Source organism: Flavobacterium niveum, from assembly GCF_055231775.1.
Map to the genome: position 1 here is coordinate 235,861 of NZ_JBUYSX010000005.1, position 16,941 is coordinate 252,801.

10 protein-coding genes are annotated in these 16,941 nt (G+C 46.8%); 4 read left to right on the forward strand and 6 right to left on the reverse strand.

What is annotated here, in order from left to right; all coding sequences use genetic code 11:
* Positions 1–12: 12 nt before the first annotated feature.
* Together ACZIX4_RS14075 and ACZIX4_RS14080 are read right to left on the reverse strand one after the other, a co-directional pair.
* The gene (locus tag ACZIX4_RS14075; protein ID WP_463336277.1) at positions 13–2,784 is read right to left on the reverse strand and encodes a carboxypeptidase-like regulatory domain-containing protein; all 2,772 of its coding nucleotides are present in this window, start codon (positions 2,782–2,784) and stop codon (positions 13–15) included.
* A gap of 138 nt (positions 2,785–2,922) precedes the next feature.
* Positions 2,923–4,608: a pseudouridine synthase gene (locus tag ACZIX4_RS14080; protein WP_463336278.1), complete on the reverse strand. Its 1,686-nt coding sequence runs from the start codon at positions 4,606–4,608 to the stop codon at positions 2,923–2,925.
* Positions 4,609–4,718: 110 nt separating this feature from the next.
* Here ACZIX4_RS14080 and ACZIX4_RS14085 point away from each other — a divergent pair, with 110 nt between their 5' ends.
* Complete coding sequence (locus ACZIX4_RS14085) at positions 4,719–5,279, forward strand: DUF6642 family protein (RefSeq protein WP_463336279.1); 561 nt, start codon at positions 4,719–4,721, stop codon at positions 5,277–5,279.
* 311 nt (positions 5,280–5,590) lie between these two features.
* Here the strand turns inward: ACZIX4_RS14085 and ACZIX4_RS14090 are convergent, their stop codons facing one another.
* The 4 genes from ACZIX4_RS14090 to gldJ form a co-directional block, all read right to left on the reverse strand.
* The gene (locus tag ACZIX4_RS14090; RefSeq protein WP_463336280.1) at positions 5,591–6,874 is read right to left on the reverse strand and encodes a Glu/Leu/Phe/Val family dehydrogenase; all 1,284 of its coding nucleotides are present in this window, start codon (positions 6,872–6,874) and stop codon (positions 5,591–5,593) included.
* Positions 6,875–7,053: 179 nt separating this feature from the next.
* Entirely contained in the window at positions 7,054–7,797 is a 744-nt protein-coding gene (locus ACZIX4_RS14095) for an alpha/beta fold hydrolase (protein ID WP_463336281.1), read from the reverse strand.
* A 155-nt stretch (positions 7,798–7,952) separates the two neighbouring features.
* Positions 7,953–9,236, reverse strand: coding sequence for a UDP-N-acetylmuramoyl-tripeptide--D-alanyl-D-alanine ligase (locus tag ACZIX4_RS14100; protein WP_463336282.1), 1,284 nt, complete (start codon positions 9,234–9,236; stop codon positions 7,953–7,955).
* Positions 9,237–9,301: 65 nt separating this feature from the next.
* A complete protein-coding gene (gene gldJ, locus ACZIX4_RS14105) occupies positions 9,302–10,975 on the reverse strand; it encodes a gliding motility lipoprotein GldJ (protein WP_463336283.1) in 1,674 nt (557 codons plus the stop codon).
* Between the two features lie 204 nt (positions 10,976–11,179).
* On the opposite strand from gldJ, the gene porU reads away from it, so the two are divergent.
* Genes porU through ACZIX4_RS14120 form a run of 3 tightly spaced genes read left to right on the forward strand, consistent with a single transcriptional unit; the run spans position 11,180 to position 16,816 of the window.
* On the forward strand, positions 11,180–15,049 hold the full coding sequence (gene porU / locus ACZIX4_RS14110) for a type IX secretion system sortase PorU (protein ID WP_463336284.1): 3,870 nt from the start codon (positions 11,180–11,182) through the stop codon (positions 15,047–15,049).
* 42 nt (positions 15,050–15,091) lie between these two features.
* Positions 15,092–16,330, forward strand: a complete 1,239-nt coding sequence (gene porV / locus ACZIX4_RS14115; RefSeq protein WP_463336285.1) for a type IX secretion system outer membrane channel protein PorV — start codon at positions 15,092–15,094, stop codon at positions 16,328–16,330.
* Between the two features lie 3 nt (positions 16,331–16,333).
* Entirely contained in the window at positions 16,334–16,816 is a 483-nt protein-coding gene (locus ACZIX4_RS14120) for a cytidine deaminase (RefSeq protein ID WP_463336286.1), read from the forward strand.
* The last annotated feature ends 125 nt before the right edge of the window (positions 16,817–16,941 follow it).

Here is a 16,941-nt window from a genome sequence, read left to right on the forward strand (position 1 = left end):
GGCGGAGGGAGGTTAAAATTTAACTGAAACAGAAAGGCCGTACATGCGCAGCATGGGCGCATTAAAATAATCAAGGCCTGCTGTTTCTGCGGAATTGAACATGGAGTTAGAGGCAAAAGCCCTGCTGCGCGATGCTATGAACACGTTGTTCATAAAGGCCGTTACCGTATAGGTCAACGATTCGGTATAGTAGTCCAGGTTGTTAGTATACGAAAGGGTAACGTTATTCAGCCTGAAGTAGGTGGCGTCTTCTATAGCGCTTTCGGCTACGCCGGCCACACCGTAGCGCACCCAGCGGTTTTGGGTTACGGGTAGTGTAGTATCATAGAAGCTAACAGGCTGCGTATTGGCCTGGCCTGCTGTGGTAACGCCGTTAAACACATAACCCGTAACATTGCGCTGCGCTGCCGTAGCTGCCGATACGCCATAATAATTAAGCGTTTGCTGTGTGCCGTTCCAAACTTGCCCGCCCTGGCTCCAGTCAAAATTTAGCCCCAGGCTAAATTTACGGAAGTAAAAGGTATTGTTCAGCCCCGCTACAAAATCAGGGTTGGGGTCAGCTATGGCGGCGGGTGCATCGGCCACTTCGGGGAAACCTTCGTCGTTTATAATTACGTTGTTGTTGGCATCGCGTTTGTAGGCACTGCCCACTATGGTGCCCAGAGGCTTGCCCACCATGTAGTTTTTGTTTACATCGGCAAAGCCCGCTATGGGTATGCGGCTGCCACCCCCCGAAATACCGGTAACCTTGTTTTTATAGGTAGTGAAGTTGGCATTTACCATATAGCCAAAGCCCCTGCCATAGGCGTGCTGCGGGCGGCTATAGGTAAGGCTTAGTTCCAGGCCGCGCTGGTAGTAGTCTACCGCAGGCTGCCAGTTGTATGTGGTGCCATCAAACACCGGGGCGTACATATTGTGCACTTTTTTGTAGTAGAGTTCCAGTTCGCCATGTATCCTGCCGTTGTAGCGCACCCCTGCGGTATAGTTGTTTTCGCGGGTAAGGGTAGTGGTGTTAGGGGTAAACAGCTCCACGTTGTTGTCCATCTGTTTAAACTGTGCAGTGGTATACCTCAGGCTGTTAAAGTACAGGTTGTTGTTTTGCAGGCCGGGTTCGTATTGCTTGTACGATGTATTGCCGAACAGGTCAATATTTCGGCCAATCAGTCGGTTCCAAACAAAGCCTAATGCAGCATTGCCATAAATATCACTTTTTACTGTAGAGGAATAGGTAAGCCCCGCCGACCCTTCCAGGTTCAGTTCATCATGATAGGAGGCAATATCTTCTACCCTAAACCCGCCATTAGCGGTAAGTGTGGTTTCAAAACGGTTTTGGTTGTTTTTCAGGCGGTATTGTGTAGCGGCATTACCGGGATAATCTTCAAGCGAAGCATAACCGTTACTGTACAGGCGGTTTAGTGTCCGTTGCTGATAGGTGGTGCCAAGGCGTACGCCCAAAAAGTCACCATAATCAAAATCGAATTTTAACTCATCGTAAGCACTAACCAGGTTGTATTTTTCTTTCCTAACCGAATAAGCAGGGTCAGTTACCTGCGCCGCAAACGGTACATTACCCCCGGTAAGTTTAGTGTCCGATAACTGTGCCACCACGTTTATGGTGTTTTCTTTATCATCATTTCTATACACATCGTTAAGGGCTATACCTGCCTGTGTAGCGGTGTTTTCGTCGCGGTTGTAGCCTAGCAGGTAGTATGGGTTGTTTTCCCGGTTGCTGTAGCTGCGTGGCAGGCCGTTAGGTAACAGTTTACCGGCATTGTTGTTATAGTGCGCAGGCGTTACCGCATTGGCAAAAATGGCTTTGTTATAAATGAAGTTGGCATTGCTCAGGTTGTTTTCGCTGCGGTTAAAGCTCAGGTTTGCCGAAAGTTTGTGATTGTCCAGGTTTTTATAAAAAGCTAAGGTGCTGCTTATTTCGTCGTTTTTGGCGGTAGGCAGTGTGCCGTTGCTGTTGCGGTAGCCCAGGGTAAGTTTCATCAGGTCTTCGTTATCTATTACCAACCGTGCAGCCACATTAGTCTTTTGCTCAAACGAATTGCGGTAAAAACCGTTGCGGTTATACAGCGGTACGGCATTACCATTCCCCGAACCCGCTGCCACTATGTTCCCATCAGGATAGTAGGCGGTAGGTGTACCAGAGGTTTCCAGTGTGCTTACAGCAGGCCCCCAGCTGAATATTTCGCCTGTTTCCGGACTTAGGTAGGTGGCCTCGCCGTTCATGCTCTGCCCCTGTGCGTATTGGCTTTGCAGTTTGGGCAGTCGTATGGGCATGCCGATTGCAAATTCGTGATACAGCTCCAGGTACAGTTTGGCGTATTGGTACCTGTATTTCATGTTGTACACATCATCTTTGTTTTTTTTAACCAAAGCCAGGCCATGCAGGTAGCTTAGGTTGGTTGGCATGTAAACAGTAGTACCCGATGGTACTGAAATAAGCACAGTGTCTTTTTCGCGTTCCAGCAGTTTAGAAAAATCATCGCTTTTAATGGGTTTTACCTCTTTGTTAATGTCCGCTTGTGGCGATGCATTGCCCACCCGTATGGTTTTGGTAGCCATACCTATTGAACTTATCACCAGTACATCACCGGCTTTAACGCGTATGGAATAGTTACCGTCAAGGTCAGACTGGGTGCAGTTTCGGGTACCCTGTACACAGATGCTTACACCGGGCATGCCCATACCGTTGTCGCTTACCTTACCGTTATAGGTGAATTCCTGGCTGTAGCCAATAAAGGGCAGGAGCAGGATGAGTAAATATAAATACCTCATAAGATTGGTTATTTGTACTTATAAGGATATTCTATTTCACGAAAAGGTTGGAGCGGGAGGTGAAGTTTTTTAAATATAAATTATAAACGTTTGTATAACAGGGTAAAACGTTTGTGTAAAAGTTAGTTTGCTATACTTTTAAAACTCCTCCGCAGCTTCAAAAGTTACGGTTTTCCCCGTCGCCGGATGTACAAATTCCAGAAAGGCAGCGTGCAGGTGCAGCCTGTCGCTGGCAGTGCCATACAGGTCGTCGCCTACAATGGGGGCATTCAGTCCGGTTTCGTGGGCGGCATGCATGCGCAACTGGTGCGTACGCCCGGTAAGAGGCCAAAAGTGTACCTTGGTAGTACTTTCCGTACGGAGTACGGTTTTCCATCTGGTCACTGCTTTTTTGCCAAACTCATAGCATACCATTTGCCGTGGGCGGTCGTCTATATCGCCGCGCAGGGGCAGGTGTATCTCGCCTTCATTTTCGGTAAGTACTTTGCTTAGCAGGGCGCTGTAGCGTTTGGTCACTGTACGTTTCAGGAACTGGCGTTGTATGTCCTTGTGGGCATCCTTGGTTTTGGCAACCACCAAAAGCCCGGAAGTAGCCATATCCAGCCGGTGGATGATAAGCGGTTCGGTATCGCCCCAGGTATATTTCAGGCGGGTATATACCGAATCCTGTACCAGTATACCCGGTACTGACAGCAGTTCGGCAGGCTTGTTTACCACTACAAAATGGTCGTCTTCGTATACAATTTCCAGTTGCTTCCCTTCCCCAGGGTTCAGCGCAAAGGGATTATCCTCAGTCTCAATCCCTTCCAGCATGTGTTCCAGTATGGGCTTGCACTTGCCGGTACAGGCAGGGTAAAACTGCCCGTGCTGGCGTATCTCCGATTTTGGCGGGGCGCCCCACCAGAACTCGGCCATGGCCAAAGGCTTGTACCCGTGCAGGAATGCATATTGAAGCAGTTTTGGCGTAGCGCATTCACCCGCAGCGGCAGGCGGCTTGCCAAACACCGTATCGCGGAAAATATCGTACAGGCTCTTGGTTTCGCCGTATTGGTTCAAAAACGAATACTGCTCAAAAAGCTGCTGCTGCAACGCATTCGATTTCTCCCTGCGTTCCTTTTTCAGTGCTTCCATTTCTTCCTCATACGGGGCTATTTCAGCGTTCAGTGCATCCAGCTTTTGCTGCCAGTCGGCACACAGCACGTTAAACTGGTGCTTGTCGTGCAGGCTGTGCTTTATCATGTACGCCTCAAATTCGGCGTAAGCTTCGACAGCAAGCACGGCTTTTTGTTGCTGGCGCTGTTTTTTACGGAGGTTTTTATTGTCTTTCAACAGCTTTTTAGCCGCGTTGATTTCGGCTTCAGCCTGTGCCGAAAGCGTTTCAACCTCCTGCTTTAAACTGAGGTAGGTTTCGCCTGTGGCAATTTCCTTTACCTTGTCGTTAATGCTGTTTAGTATGTACTGTTCCTTCAGGAAAAAACTGTCTTCAATAAGCATGTCAAATACAGGCGGTACAAAGCGTGGGTGGTCGTTGCTTCCGGCAAGCTTGCCCGAGAAAGCCGACAAATACCCTACTTTCCCGTCCTTATCCTGCACCACCAGCACACCAAACATTTTTCCGATAACCAACCCTTCCTGCCCTTCGGTAAGCCCGAAGTTATGGTCCAGGTTAGCCTGCTCCTGCAGGTAGTGCTGCAACGCATCGGCGGCAATACGGGTAAGCGGGTGCGGCTCGTAAAAAAACGGGAATGTAAAGCGCTGTGGCAGGGCAATGCCGTCTATCGTTTCCTTAGAAAAGTACGTGAGCTTGTTATCTGTTTGTGCCAAAGTATTGAAACTGTTTTTTCAGGATGCGAAAGTAAGTTATATTCTGCATGGGTGGTAGGGGGAGGGGTAATTTAACGCATATTTTGCCGATGAAAATGTAACTTTGTAGTATGGACGATGAAAAATTTATTTTTTGCCTGGAGGGTGTGCCCGATGTTGAGAAAGATAAGGGTACCGAAGTGTTCAATGTGCTGCAACAGCTTGCCCGTGAGCAGGGTATCGACAGTATCTACAAAACCTGCGATACCATTGAAGGATTTGAGGAAAGCCTGGGTGCACTGCTGTATGACGACCATAATTTTAAAAACTACGAAATCATTTACCTGGTGATGCCCGGCGGGGCCAACAATGTACGGCTGAACGGCTACTACTACAGCTTTGAGGAAATCGCCGAATTGTTTGAAGGCAAGCTGAAAGGTAAGGTGCTCCATTTTTCTAATGCCAAACCACTCGACTTAGATGAGGAGGTAGCGCAGTACTTTTTGGATATTACAGGAGCCAAGGCCGTTTCGGGTTATGGTGAGGCATCGTTGTCTATTTCCAGCAGCGGGCTGGACAGGGCTTTTTTCAGCCTGTTCAGCGATTCAGATGATGTGGTGGATATAGTGGAAGAACTACATGAAAAGCACTATGCGCTGTGCAAACTGCTTGATTTCAGGTTGTATTATTAGTAATGACCTAAAATTATTTTACCACAACGGGCACAAAGGTTTTTCACGAAGATACACAAGGCTAATAACTATAATCTTTACAAAGATAACAATCCCAATAATTGGGATTGAAGTTCACGAAGTTTTGCGCACTGGCTTTGTGCCCTTCCGCCTATGGCGGAAAACCTCGTGCTACTTTGTGAAAAACCTTTGTGGACTTAGTGGTAAAATTTCGCGGTAAATATATATTCCTGTTTTTGTTATTCACACCTTTAAAAAACAAAACCGCCCCTTATCAGGACGGCCTTGCGACGTAACAACAAGAACATAAATTAATTGGCAATATAAGTGCCGCCGGGCAGTGCCTGTTTGGCTGTAATGGTGTCGGCTACTTTTTTTATGGCGATTACATAAGCGGCGGTACGCAGCGGCAGGCTGAGCAGTGATGCCGTTGTAAAGAGCTTTTCAAAACTCAGGGTTAAGATTTCTTCCAGTCGGCCGTTTACGGTGGCTATATCCCAGGTTTCCAGGTGCGAGTTTTGCAGCCACTCAAAATACGAAACCGTAACCCCGCCTGCATTGGCTATAATATCGGGTACTACGGTAATGTTTTTGCGGTTCAGTATTGCATCTGCATCAGATGAAACCGGGCCGTTTGCCGCCTCAATGATGATACTTGCTTTAACAGCATCGGCATTTTCTGCGGTAATAACATCTTCCTTTGCAGCAGGAATCAGCACGTCCACATCCAGCTTAAGCAGGCTTTCATGGGGGATTACCGTTGCATACGGATAGCCTGCAAGCGCTTTGCCGTTGGCATTATAGTAACTGATTAGGTCGTTAATGTCTATACCATCGGGGTTGTACAGTGCGGTATCAATATCGCTTACGGCAGTAATGCTAAGGCCGTGCTGGTGCAGGAACAGCGCTGTGTGCAAGCCTACATTGCCAAAACCCTGTATGGCTACTGAGGTATGGGCAGGGGAGAGGCCCAGCCTTTTCAGGGTGAGTAGCGTAATAATGCTTACGCCTTTACCGGTAGCTTCCACACGGCCGATAGAGCCGCCGGCGTGGAGGTGCTTGCCTGTAACCACCGCATGTATGGGCTTGCCGTGTAGCAGTGAAAATTCGTCCATCAGCCAACCCATTTCATCCGGGCCGGTACCCATATCGGGGGCGGGTACGTCTTTTTCCGGGCCAAATGTGTCTGCAAGGGCTTTAGTATAGGCACGTGTAAGACGTTCCAGTTCGGTTTTAGAAAGTGATTTCGGGTCGCAGATGATGCCGCCCTTTGCACCGCCAAACGGTATGCCGGTTGCGGCAGATTTCCAAGTCATCCAGGCGGCAAGGGCTTTCACCTCGTTAAGGTGTACACCTGCATCATACCGTATGCCACCCTTAGACGGGCCTAATGCTGTGGAGTGTATAATGCGGTAGCCTTCAAAGTTTTTTATTTCGCCGTTGTCCAGCGTTATGTTGAAGTTGACCAGTACCTGTTTTTCAGGCGTTTTCAGTTTTTGGCGCAGTGCGGTGGGCAATTTCAGTATATCTGCTGCAAGGTTAAACCTGTCAATCATTGATTGGTACGGATCCAGTACGGTTGTTTGTGTACTCATGGTTAAAAAAGAAAAATATTGTTGATAGTAATTTAATTTCAAGGCATAAAAAAAGCCCTTTACGTGTTGTAAAAGGCCTGGCTCATATATGGGCATAACAGCTTTTGCAACACGGTATCTTTCGTTTGCAGCAGCACATTACAGTAAGTTGTTGTTGTGGTATAAAGCGTCCCATTGGTCTATGCGTTTATAAATTCTGATACTTTTTTGTTGAACTCCTCCGGCTGTTCCATCATTGGGGCATGCCCGCAATGGTCTATGAGTACAAGGTGCGAGTTCGGCAACAGGTAGTAGAATTCCTCTGCTACACTTACCGGGGTTACAATGTCCTGCTTACCCCAGATGAGTAGTACGGGCAACTTAATATTGTTCAGGGCATCCCTCAGGTTTTGGTTGCGTGCGGCCTTTGCGGTACGAACAACGCTAAGTGCTTTGTTCCTGTCCTGTATGGTGCTGAATACCTGTGTTATCAGCTGGTCTGTGGCGGTTTCCTGGTTGTAAAACACCTCGCGTACTTTTCCTGATATGAAACCAAAATCGTTTATACGCGGAAATGGCACATCAAGTGTGCTTTCATACAAGCCTGAGCTTCCGGTAAGGATAAGCTTTTCTACGTTGTCAGGGTGCTTTAATGTATAGAGCAGGGCAATATGCCCACCAAGCGAATTACCAGCCAGTACCGGCTTTTCTATGTTGTTTTCTTCGATGTAGGTTTCAAGGAAATTGACAAAATGGTTCAGCGTGTCCTTACCTTCCGATTTTCTGTACAACGGAAGCTGTGGTATGTGGATGTTCAGTAACCCTTTAAAGCGTTTTTCAAAGGCGGCCCAGTTGCTGAGGTCGCCAAATAGCCCATGCAGCAGGATAATATCTTTCCTGTCTGACCCGGTACCTGTAAAGTGTGTTTTTATGGCGTGTTCCATAGTATGTGGCTTTTTCCTGAAGGCAAATATAATAAACTTTTTAAAATATATATAGTCTATCGATTTAGTATACTAATAAAATTTTGCTAAAACCGATTTTCGGCGGAGAAAGATTGGTGATAAAACAAAAACTCCGGACGGAGCCGGAGTTTCAATTATAAAAGTTCAAGGGTACGTTCCAGGGCCATGCCGCGGCTTCCCTTTATCAGTATGGTGTTGTTAGTGTATGCCTTGCCGTGCAGGTATTCCTTAAGGCTGTCGAAGGTTTCAAAGAAATGGAAGTGGGGCAGGGGTACGCTTTTTGCATAAAAGTCCTTGCCGACGAAATAGGTTTCTATATCCGTTTCATCTTCAAGCAGGGCAATTACTTTGCGGTGCTCTTCCGGGCTTTCTTCGCCCAACTCAAACATATCGCCTAAAAATGCTACTTTATGCGGCGCATCAAGCTGTATGAAGTTGGCTATAGCTGCCGCCATACTGCTTGGGTTGGCATTATAGGCATCAAGGATTATTTTGTTGCCATTTTTCTCGGTAATCTGCGAACGGTTGTTGGCAGGGATATAGCCTTCAATGGCTTGCTTAATCTGGTTGTCCGGCACACGGAAATAATGGCCTATAGCTATTGCTGCGGTAATGTTGGCGGCATTGTATATGCCTATAAGGTGCGACTGTATGTGGAATTTGTTATAGTACAGGCTCACCATGGGGTTAGCCTCAATGGAATCTACGGTTACATCGCTGTTGTGTTTTCCTGCAGAGAAGGTGTAGCGTGGCAGGTCTTTGGTTTTGTCGGCCTGTATGGGGTCGTCAAGGTTTACAAAAGCCATTTTTGTATTTGCCGAGAGGTATGCATACAGCTCACTCTTCCCTTTAATTACTCCCTCTACACCGCCGAAACCTTCCAGGTGCGCTTTGCCGAAATTGGTAATGTAACCAAAGTTTGGTTCGGCTATATCGCAAAGGAATTCTATTTCCTTCTGGTGATTGGCACCCATTTCTACAATGCCTATCTCAGTGTCTTTGGTAAAAGATAACAAGGTAAGGGGTACGCCTATGTGGTTGTTAAGGTTGCCTATGGTGGCTGTGGTTTTGTATTTGGCGCTCAGTACGGCGTTTATCAGTTCCTTAGTAGTGGTCTTTCCGTTGCTGCCGGTAAGGGCTACTACGGGCAGGCCCAGCTGTTGCCTGTGGTGGCGTGCCAGCTGTTGCAACGCGGTAAGACTGTCGTGTACCAGCAGTGTTTTGCCGGGTACTTCATAGGCCGGGTTGTCTATCAGGGCATATAGTGCACCTGCATTAAGGGCTGCCTGCGCGAAAGTGTTGGCGTCAAAGTTTTCACCTTTAAGGGCTACAAAGAAGCAGCCCGGTGTTATCTTACGGGTATCGGTACATACTACGGTACATTGCAGGTAGCGGCTGTACAGGGTGTTTATATCCATAGGGTATATAAAAAAAATAATGCCCTAAAATTAGGGCATTATTCTTAAATTTATGTCTTACAGAATTAGTTTCTGGCAGTTTTTTTGCTTGATTTTGGTCCTACTTTAGACATTGCACAACGGAAACCGATGTAGTCTGTAGCCATATCCTGAGGATAGTACCTCCTTTGTGCAGGATCTAGCCAGTAAGCCCTGTCTCTCCAAGAACCACCTTTAAATACCCTTACGTCATCGTTTACAAGGGTACTTCTTTTCTTGGCATCTTCAAGCCTTTTCTGTGCACCTGAATCTAAAAGTACTTTGTTCTCAGGAGAGTTGTACATCTTTTTAGTAGCATCAGAATCAGAAAGAGCTCCGTCTTCGGCACCAAACGAGTAGTAATCGCGGATAGATTGCTTATCACCATCCCTGAAGTTCCTGTTATCGCCACGTGTATAGTTTTGGCGCAGGTAAGCATCATCTTTAGTAATAGGCTCCTGGGCTATTTGTCCAGGCAGGTTGCGGTACTGTATACGTCCGTTAGCCAGTGTATCGTATTGGATAGTTTCAGCAGTTACAAGTTCAGCACGGCCGTCTTCACCAATTTTGTTTTTCATATAAACGTTACCCCTGTAGTAGTTGAAGTCGTTTCCTTCATCGTCTACGATAGGACGGTAAACGTCAGCTACCCATTCTGCCACGTTACCTGCCATGTCATAAAGGCCGAAGTCGTTTGGAGGGTATTGTTTAACCGGTGCAGTGATATCTGCGTTATCATCACTCCAGTGAGCAATTCCTCCGTAGTCACCTTTACCTTGTTTAAAGTTGGCAAGCTGGTCGCCTTTTTTAGTCCTTTTACCGTTACGGGTATACATACCTTTCCAAGGATATTTTTTGTTACCCCTGTACAGGTTGTACTCGCGGTTACCTACAAGGGCTATAGCAGCATATTCCCACTCAGCTTCGGTTGGTAGCCTGTACTCAGGAAGTATAAGTCCTGAAGTCCTTTGGGCATATACGTTTTTAGCGTTTTCTTTACCGTTAAGTTTGTTACCGGCTCCTTTGTATACAAGTTCCTCGTTACCACCATACGTTTTGTTAGGGCTTTCAAGGTAAGCTTCTGTACTGAAAGTGCTTTCGGCAGATATATCGGTAAGCTTAGCGTCTTTTTTAAGGTATTTTTCTTTTTCAAGCACGTTTTCGTTCACACGGTCTGTCCTCCACTTGCTGAATTCTACGGCCTGTACCCAGCTAACACCTACTACAGGATAGTTGCTGTAGCCAGGGTGCCTAAGGTAGTTGTTTACCATAGTTTCGTTATATCCAAGTGAACTCCTCCATACCAGTGTATCAGGAAGTGCGCCTACGTAAATGTTCTTGTAGTTTTCTTCTTCAGGAGGGAAAACCCTCTTAAGCCAGTCAAGGTATTCCATGTACATTACATTGGTCACCTCAGTTTCATCCATAAAGAAAGACTGTACGTGTTGCTGGGTTGGAGCGTTGTTCCAATCGTGCATTACATCGTCCTGAACCCTACCCATAGTAAAGGTTCCTCCTTCAACTTCTACCAGCCCCGGTGCTGCTTCCTGCTTCTTGTACTTAGAATTGTGCTGGAAACCACCTTTTTTGTCATTAATTTTCCAACCCGTAGCGGTACTTACGTTACCACTGCCCGAGCCTTTTTTGCTACAGCTGGTAAAACCCACCGTTACCGCCACAGCGAGCAACATGTTTAAAGCCGTGATTTTGTTAACTTTCATCTTTCTGTAGGTAAATAAATTTCGTGGCGCAATATAATAATTAACCGTTAAACTGCAACACCGTTTTAAAATTTTTGCCAAAAATATAAAATTGTGTTAAGTGTTCATTTCATTAACGGTAGTTTTAGAGTAATATTGCAGAGGTAATTATGAATTATTTTTTTTTGCCCGTAATATAAGCCGTTTATTTACGTTTTCCAGATGATGAAAAACCCATTACCCTACATACTATTCTTTTGTTTTAGTGCACTTTTTGCCCAGCAAACACAACAAGTGGTGCTAAACTGGCAGCCTGTATCGCCTGAAACCATAGGGAATACCACTTATAATATACCCCATTTTGATAAAAAGTATATGGTGTACTACGCGTCGGGCGAACTGGTGTTTTCTAAGGGTTTTTCTGCAAACGGCCCGGTAGACCCGGCATCGCTGCGCATTACTAATATAGTATACGAAAACATTACCAAAACCGACCTGGGTGATATAAAGCCGCAACTGCTCCCTACAGCACATAATGCCTCCCTGCAGGCCATTAATGCACGCGGGGTATGGAAGGGTTTGCTTAAGCTGTCTCCTATAATAAAGGAGGGGAGTGGCTACAAGCGTATAAAATCATTCAGCTACAGTTATACACCGGCTTCGGCTACAGGCAGGCAGGCTGTAGGGGTAACGGCTGTAGCTGCGGTAACCAACTCAGTGCTGAATACTAACAGCTGGTACCGTTTTTATGTAACCAAATCGGGTGTGTACCGGCTGAGCAGGTCTTTTTTAAGCAGCCTGGGGTTTGATACCAATGTAGACCCGCGCACTATAAGGATATACGGCAACGGCGGCCGCATGCTGCCCATGTTGAACAGTACTGCTTACCCTATGGACCTTACCGAAAACGCCGTACGCTTTGTGGGTGAGGAAGACGGGAAGTTTGACAGTGCCGATTATATATTGTTTTATGCCGAAGGCGTTACCGGCTGGAATGCTGAAAGCCTTACCAATAATAACCTGTATGCCGATAACTCCTATTATTATGTAACGGCAGGTACGGGTAACGGCAAGCGTATACAGCCTATGGTGCAGCCTACGGGTACGCCTGCGGTAACGCTAACCTCATTTGACGATTACCAGTTCCATGAGCTGGACCGCGAAAATATAGCCCACCTGGGGCGTAAATGGCACGGCGAAAGCTTTGAGGTGGAAAACGAGCAGGAATTTGAGTTTGAGGTGCCCGATGTAGATGCGGCATCACCTGCGAGAATAACCGTAAGTGCGGCGGCTAATGCCATTGTGGCTACCAATATGAGTATTGATGTAAACGGCAGTGTGGTGAATACCATGACGTTTGCATCAAATACAAGTGCTGATATTGCGGCAAAGGACGGATATTATTCTGGTACTTTTACACCTTCCGGAAGCACGGTAAAGGTAAAGCTTACGTATAATAATAATGGTGTGCCATCGGCCAAGGCATGGCTTGATTATATTAATATAGAGGCCAAGCGCCAGCTGAAGGGCAGTGGCAGGCAATATGCATTCCGCTACAATGCGGCGGCTGCGCAGCTGGGTGTTATACAGTATAATTTTACAGGCGCATCGGGCATCAGTGAGGTGTGGGATGTTACCGATATATATAATACCACAGCATTGGCTAACGAAGCCGGTGCTGCTTTTTCGTTTGCGGCTAACGGAGGCGAGGTACGCCAATATGTTACCGTGGTGCCGGGCGATTACTATACGCCGCTTCGCGAAAGCAAAACCCGTGTGGCCAACCAAAACCTGAAAGGTACTATATTCAGGAACAGCCAGGGGCAATTCCAGGATGTGGAATATCTTATTATTACCCCAAAGTCGCTGAACTCTAATGCTGAGGAGCTGGCTAACATCCACCGTAACTATTCGGGCATGGTAGTAAAGGTGGTAAACCTTGAAGATATATACGAGGAATTTTCGTCGGGCAAGCAGGATATAGGGGCTATACGCAATTTTGTAAAATACGTATACAACAATGCCTCGGCTGCTGATAAGAGGGTGAAATACCTTAACCTTTTTGGTGAGGGGTCATTTGATTATAAAAGGCGTGTATCGGGCAATACTAATATAGTGCCTACAGTGCACGGCATATATTTGCCGCAAACAGGCGAGCTGAACTACAGTACTACGAATACCTTTGTTACCGATGACTTTTACGGTGCTATGGACGATACTGAAGGGCGTATGCTGGTCAGTGGCTCTTCTATATATGACTACGGTTTAGATATAGCTACCGGGCGCATGCTGGTTACCAATGCGGCTGATGCTGCCGAAATGGTGAAAAAAGTAAAGCAGTACCTGGATAAAACGTCTTACGGGCGCTGGCGGAACGAATATGTAATGCTGGCCGACGATATGGATGCCAATTATGATCAGTTTACCGATACGCTGGAAGTGATAGCGGGCAATATAGGCTCGTACAAGAATTTCATCAACATGCGTAAGGTGTATCTGGATTCTTATGTGCAGCAGGCTACTTCGGGTGGTGAGCGCTATCCTGAAGCCAAAGAGCAACTTATACGTTATATAAATAACGGTGCGCTTGTAGTAAACTACCTGGGGCACGGCGGCCCGCGCGGTATGGCCAGCGAAAGGGTGTTTACTACCGAAGATGCACAGGAGCTGAAAAACGATTACAAGTTTTCGCTGTTTATAACTGCCACGTGCGACCTTACCCGTTTTGACAACCCGATGGAGGAATCTGCCGGGGAGTATATTTATAAAAACCCTACCGGTGGAGCCATTGCTATGATCACCACCACGAGGTCCATATATATATCGGCGGCGGTAGAGCTTAATATAAACCTGTCGGCCTACCTGTATTCGTATAATGGGGGTAACAATACGTATACATACCCTACCATGGCCGAATCTTTAAGGCTTACAAAGTTTGATTCAGATGATTCGCAGTTTGTAACCTGTGTGTCGTTTATAGGAGACCCGGCGCTGAGCCTTGCGATACCGAAACAAAAAGTGGTGCTTACCAAAATAAACGATGTGCCCGTGGCGCAGTCTACCGATGTACTGCAATCATTGGCATACGTAAAACTTACGGGACAGGTAACTAATGAAGCCGGAGCGCCCGAAAGCAGCTTTAACGGGGAAATAGAAGTAACTGTGTTTGATAAAGATGTGCAGCGTACTACCCTTGTTAACGACGACCAGGGTTCGCCGATTCCTTTCAGTACGTTGGGTGAAACCATTTTCCGTGGTAATGCTACGGTGGTGAATGGTGAGTTTTCGGTAGGGTTTGTGGTGCCGCGCGATATTAAGGTTCCTGTGGGTAATGCGCGTGTGAGTTTTTATGCTGACAGGCTTGCCGGGCTGGACGACCGCACCGGTTACAGTACCGATATAAAAGTGGGAGGTGTAAACAACAATGCCGTGGCCGATAATACCCCGCCTACGGTAAAGCTGTACATGAACGACGAAAACTTTGTGTCGGGTGGTATTACTAACGATTCGCCTGTGCTGCTGGCTTACCTTGAAGATTTGCACGGTATTAATACCTCAAGCGGTATAGGCCACGATATAATAGGTATACTGGATGGCGACGAAACCACCCAGTATGTTATGAACGATTATTATGAGGCTTCGGCCGATGATTATACCCGCGGTACGGTGCGCTACCCGTTCCGTAACCTGGCGGCGGGGCTGCACACCCTTACCTTTAAGGCGTGGGATGTGTACAACAACCTTGTTACTGCCGAAATACAGTTTGTAGTGGCCGGCAGCGACGAGCTGAAGCTGGAAAAGGTGCTTAATTACCCTAACCCGTTTGTAAGCTACACCGAGTTTTGGTTTAACCACAACCGCCCGCTGGAGCCGCTGGATGTGCAGGTGCAGATATTTACCGTAACGGGAAAAATAGTAAAAACGATAAACAGCCAGGTAACCACTGAGGGCTTTTTAAGCCGCGAAATAAAGTGGGACGGGCGCGATGATTTTGGCGATAAAATAGGCAAGGGCGTGTATATTTATAAGCTCACCGTGAAGTCGACATCAAGTAATAAGAAGGCAGAAAAGTTTGAAAAGCTTGTATTGCTGTAAAAAATAGTATATTTGTTTCCCCTAATACAATAAAAATCCTAAATGAAAAAGATTGTTTTAGCAGCGCTTTGCCTCATGGGCGCAGGAGTACAGGTGGCAAAAGCCCAGAACAGCAATGCTGAAAACCGTGTGATTACCACCGGTGTACCGTTTTTGCTTATAGCGGCTGATGCCCGTGCCGGCGGCCTTGCAGACCAGGGTGTAGCCACTTCAACTGACGTGTATTCGCAACAATGGAACCCTGCCAAATATGCGTTTGCTACCAGCGAGCATGGGCTGTCCCTTAGTTATACGCCATATTTAACAAGCATAGCCAACGATATTTCGCTTGGCCAGCTTACCTACTTTAATAAGTTTGACGAAAGGATGGCTTTTGGTGCCAGTATCCGTTACTTCAGCCTTGGTGATATTGAGCTTAGGCAGACTGATAACCCGGATGAAACCGTAATTACCCGTTCGCCAAATGAATTTGCGGTAGACGTTTCGTATGCGCTAAAGCTTAGCGAGCGTTTCTCTATGTCAGTAGCCGGTAGGTTTATCAACTCAAACCTTAAGGTGGCCGAAGCTGTGGCCGGTAGTAGTGCCGATGCCAATGCTGCACTGTCTTACGCGTTTGACCTTTCGGGTTTTTACCAGAGCGAGGAAGAAGCTTATGATGATTTTGACGGCCGCTGGAGGCTGGGTTTTAACTTCCAGAACCTTGGCCCGAAAATCAGCTACGACAGCGATACTACACTGAGCAGCAACTTCCTGCCTTCTAACATGAGGCTGGGTGGTGGTTTCGACTTTATATTTGACGAGTACAACACCGTGGGTGTAAGCCTTGAGGCTACAAAACTATTGGTGCCTACGCCGCCTGCTATTGTACAGGCTGTAGATACCGACGGCGACGGCGAAATAAGCGGCAGCGAAGAACAGGCAGCAGACGATGCCTATGCCCAAAAAATAACTGATTATAAAAACACCAACTGGGTAAGCGGTATCTTTAAGTCGTTTAACGACGCGCCTGATGGTTTTGCTGAAGAGCTGAAAGAGGTAACCTACTCGCTTGCTACAGAATATACCTACAACAAAGCATTTAACCTGCGCCTTGGGTATTTTGGTGAAAACAAAGAAAAAGGTGCCCGTAAGTTTTTCTCGCTGGGTGCCGGGTTTAAATATACCACGCTAAAAATCGACTTTTCGTACCTGTTCTCGGCTTCTACCGTAAGGAACCCGCTGGAGAACACCCTGCGTTTCTCGCTGAGCTTTAACTTCGGCGACGAGTGGGACGAATATTAGGATATGGAGAAACTGCAGCTCACCACAACGTTTACCGTATACAACAACACTGCTGAGTTGCCGCAGCACATAGCCCTGCTTATGGAGCAGGCTGTAGCGGTACGCAAGCGGTCGTATGCACCCTACTCGAAATTTCATGTGGGTGCGGCGCTGTTGCTTAGTAATGGTGAAGTGGTGCTGGGCAGCAACCAGGAAAATGCAGCCTACCCCAGCGGCCTGTGTGCCGAGCGCGTAGCTATTTTCCATGCCGGTGCGGTATACCCCGATGCAGCTGTGGTGGCTATGGCCATTTCGGCAGCAGCCGAAAACAAAGTGGTTACAGAACCTATCCCTCCGTGCGGTGCGTGCAGGCAAAGTATAGCCGAGTATGAACTGAAACAGGACAGCCCTATAGAGATTTATTTTATGGGCGAAGAGGGTAAAGTATATTGCAGCGAATCGTTAAAAAATTTATTGCCCCTTGTATTTGGTGGCGAATATTTATAAAATCATAAAGGGGTTGGGTTCAATCCCTTTATTTTTTGCCGGTGTTTTAAAAAATAGTAAAATACTTGGTTTAAATTTTTTAGTTATAAAAGGGATGTGCTATTTTTGCCTTTCGCAAATTAGGC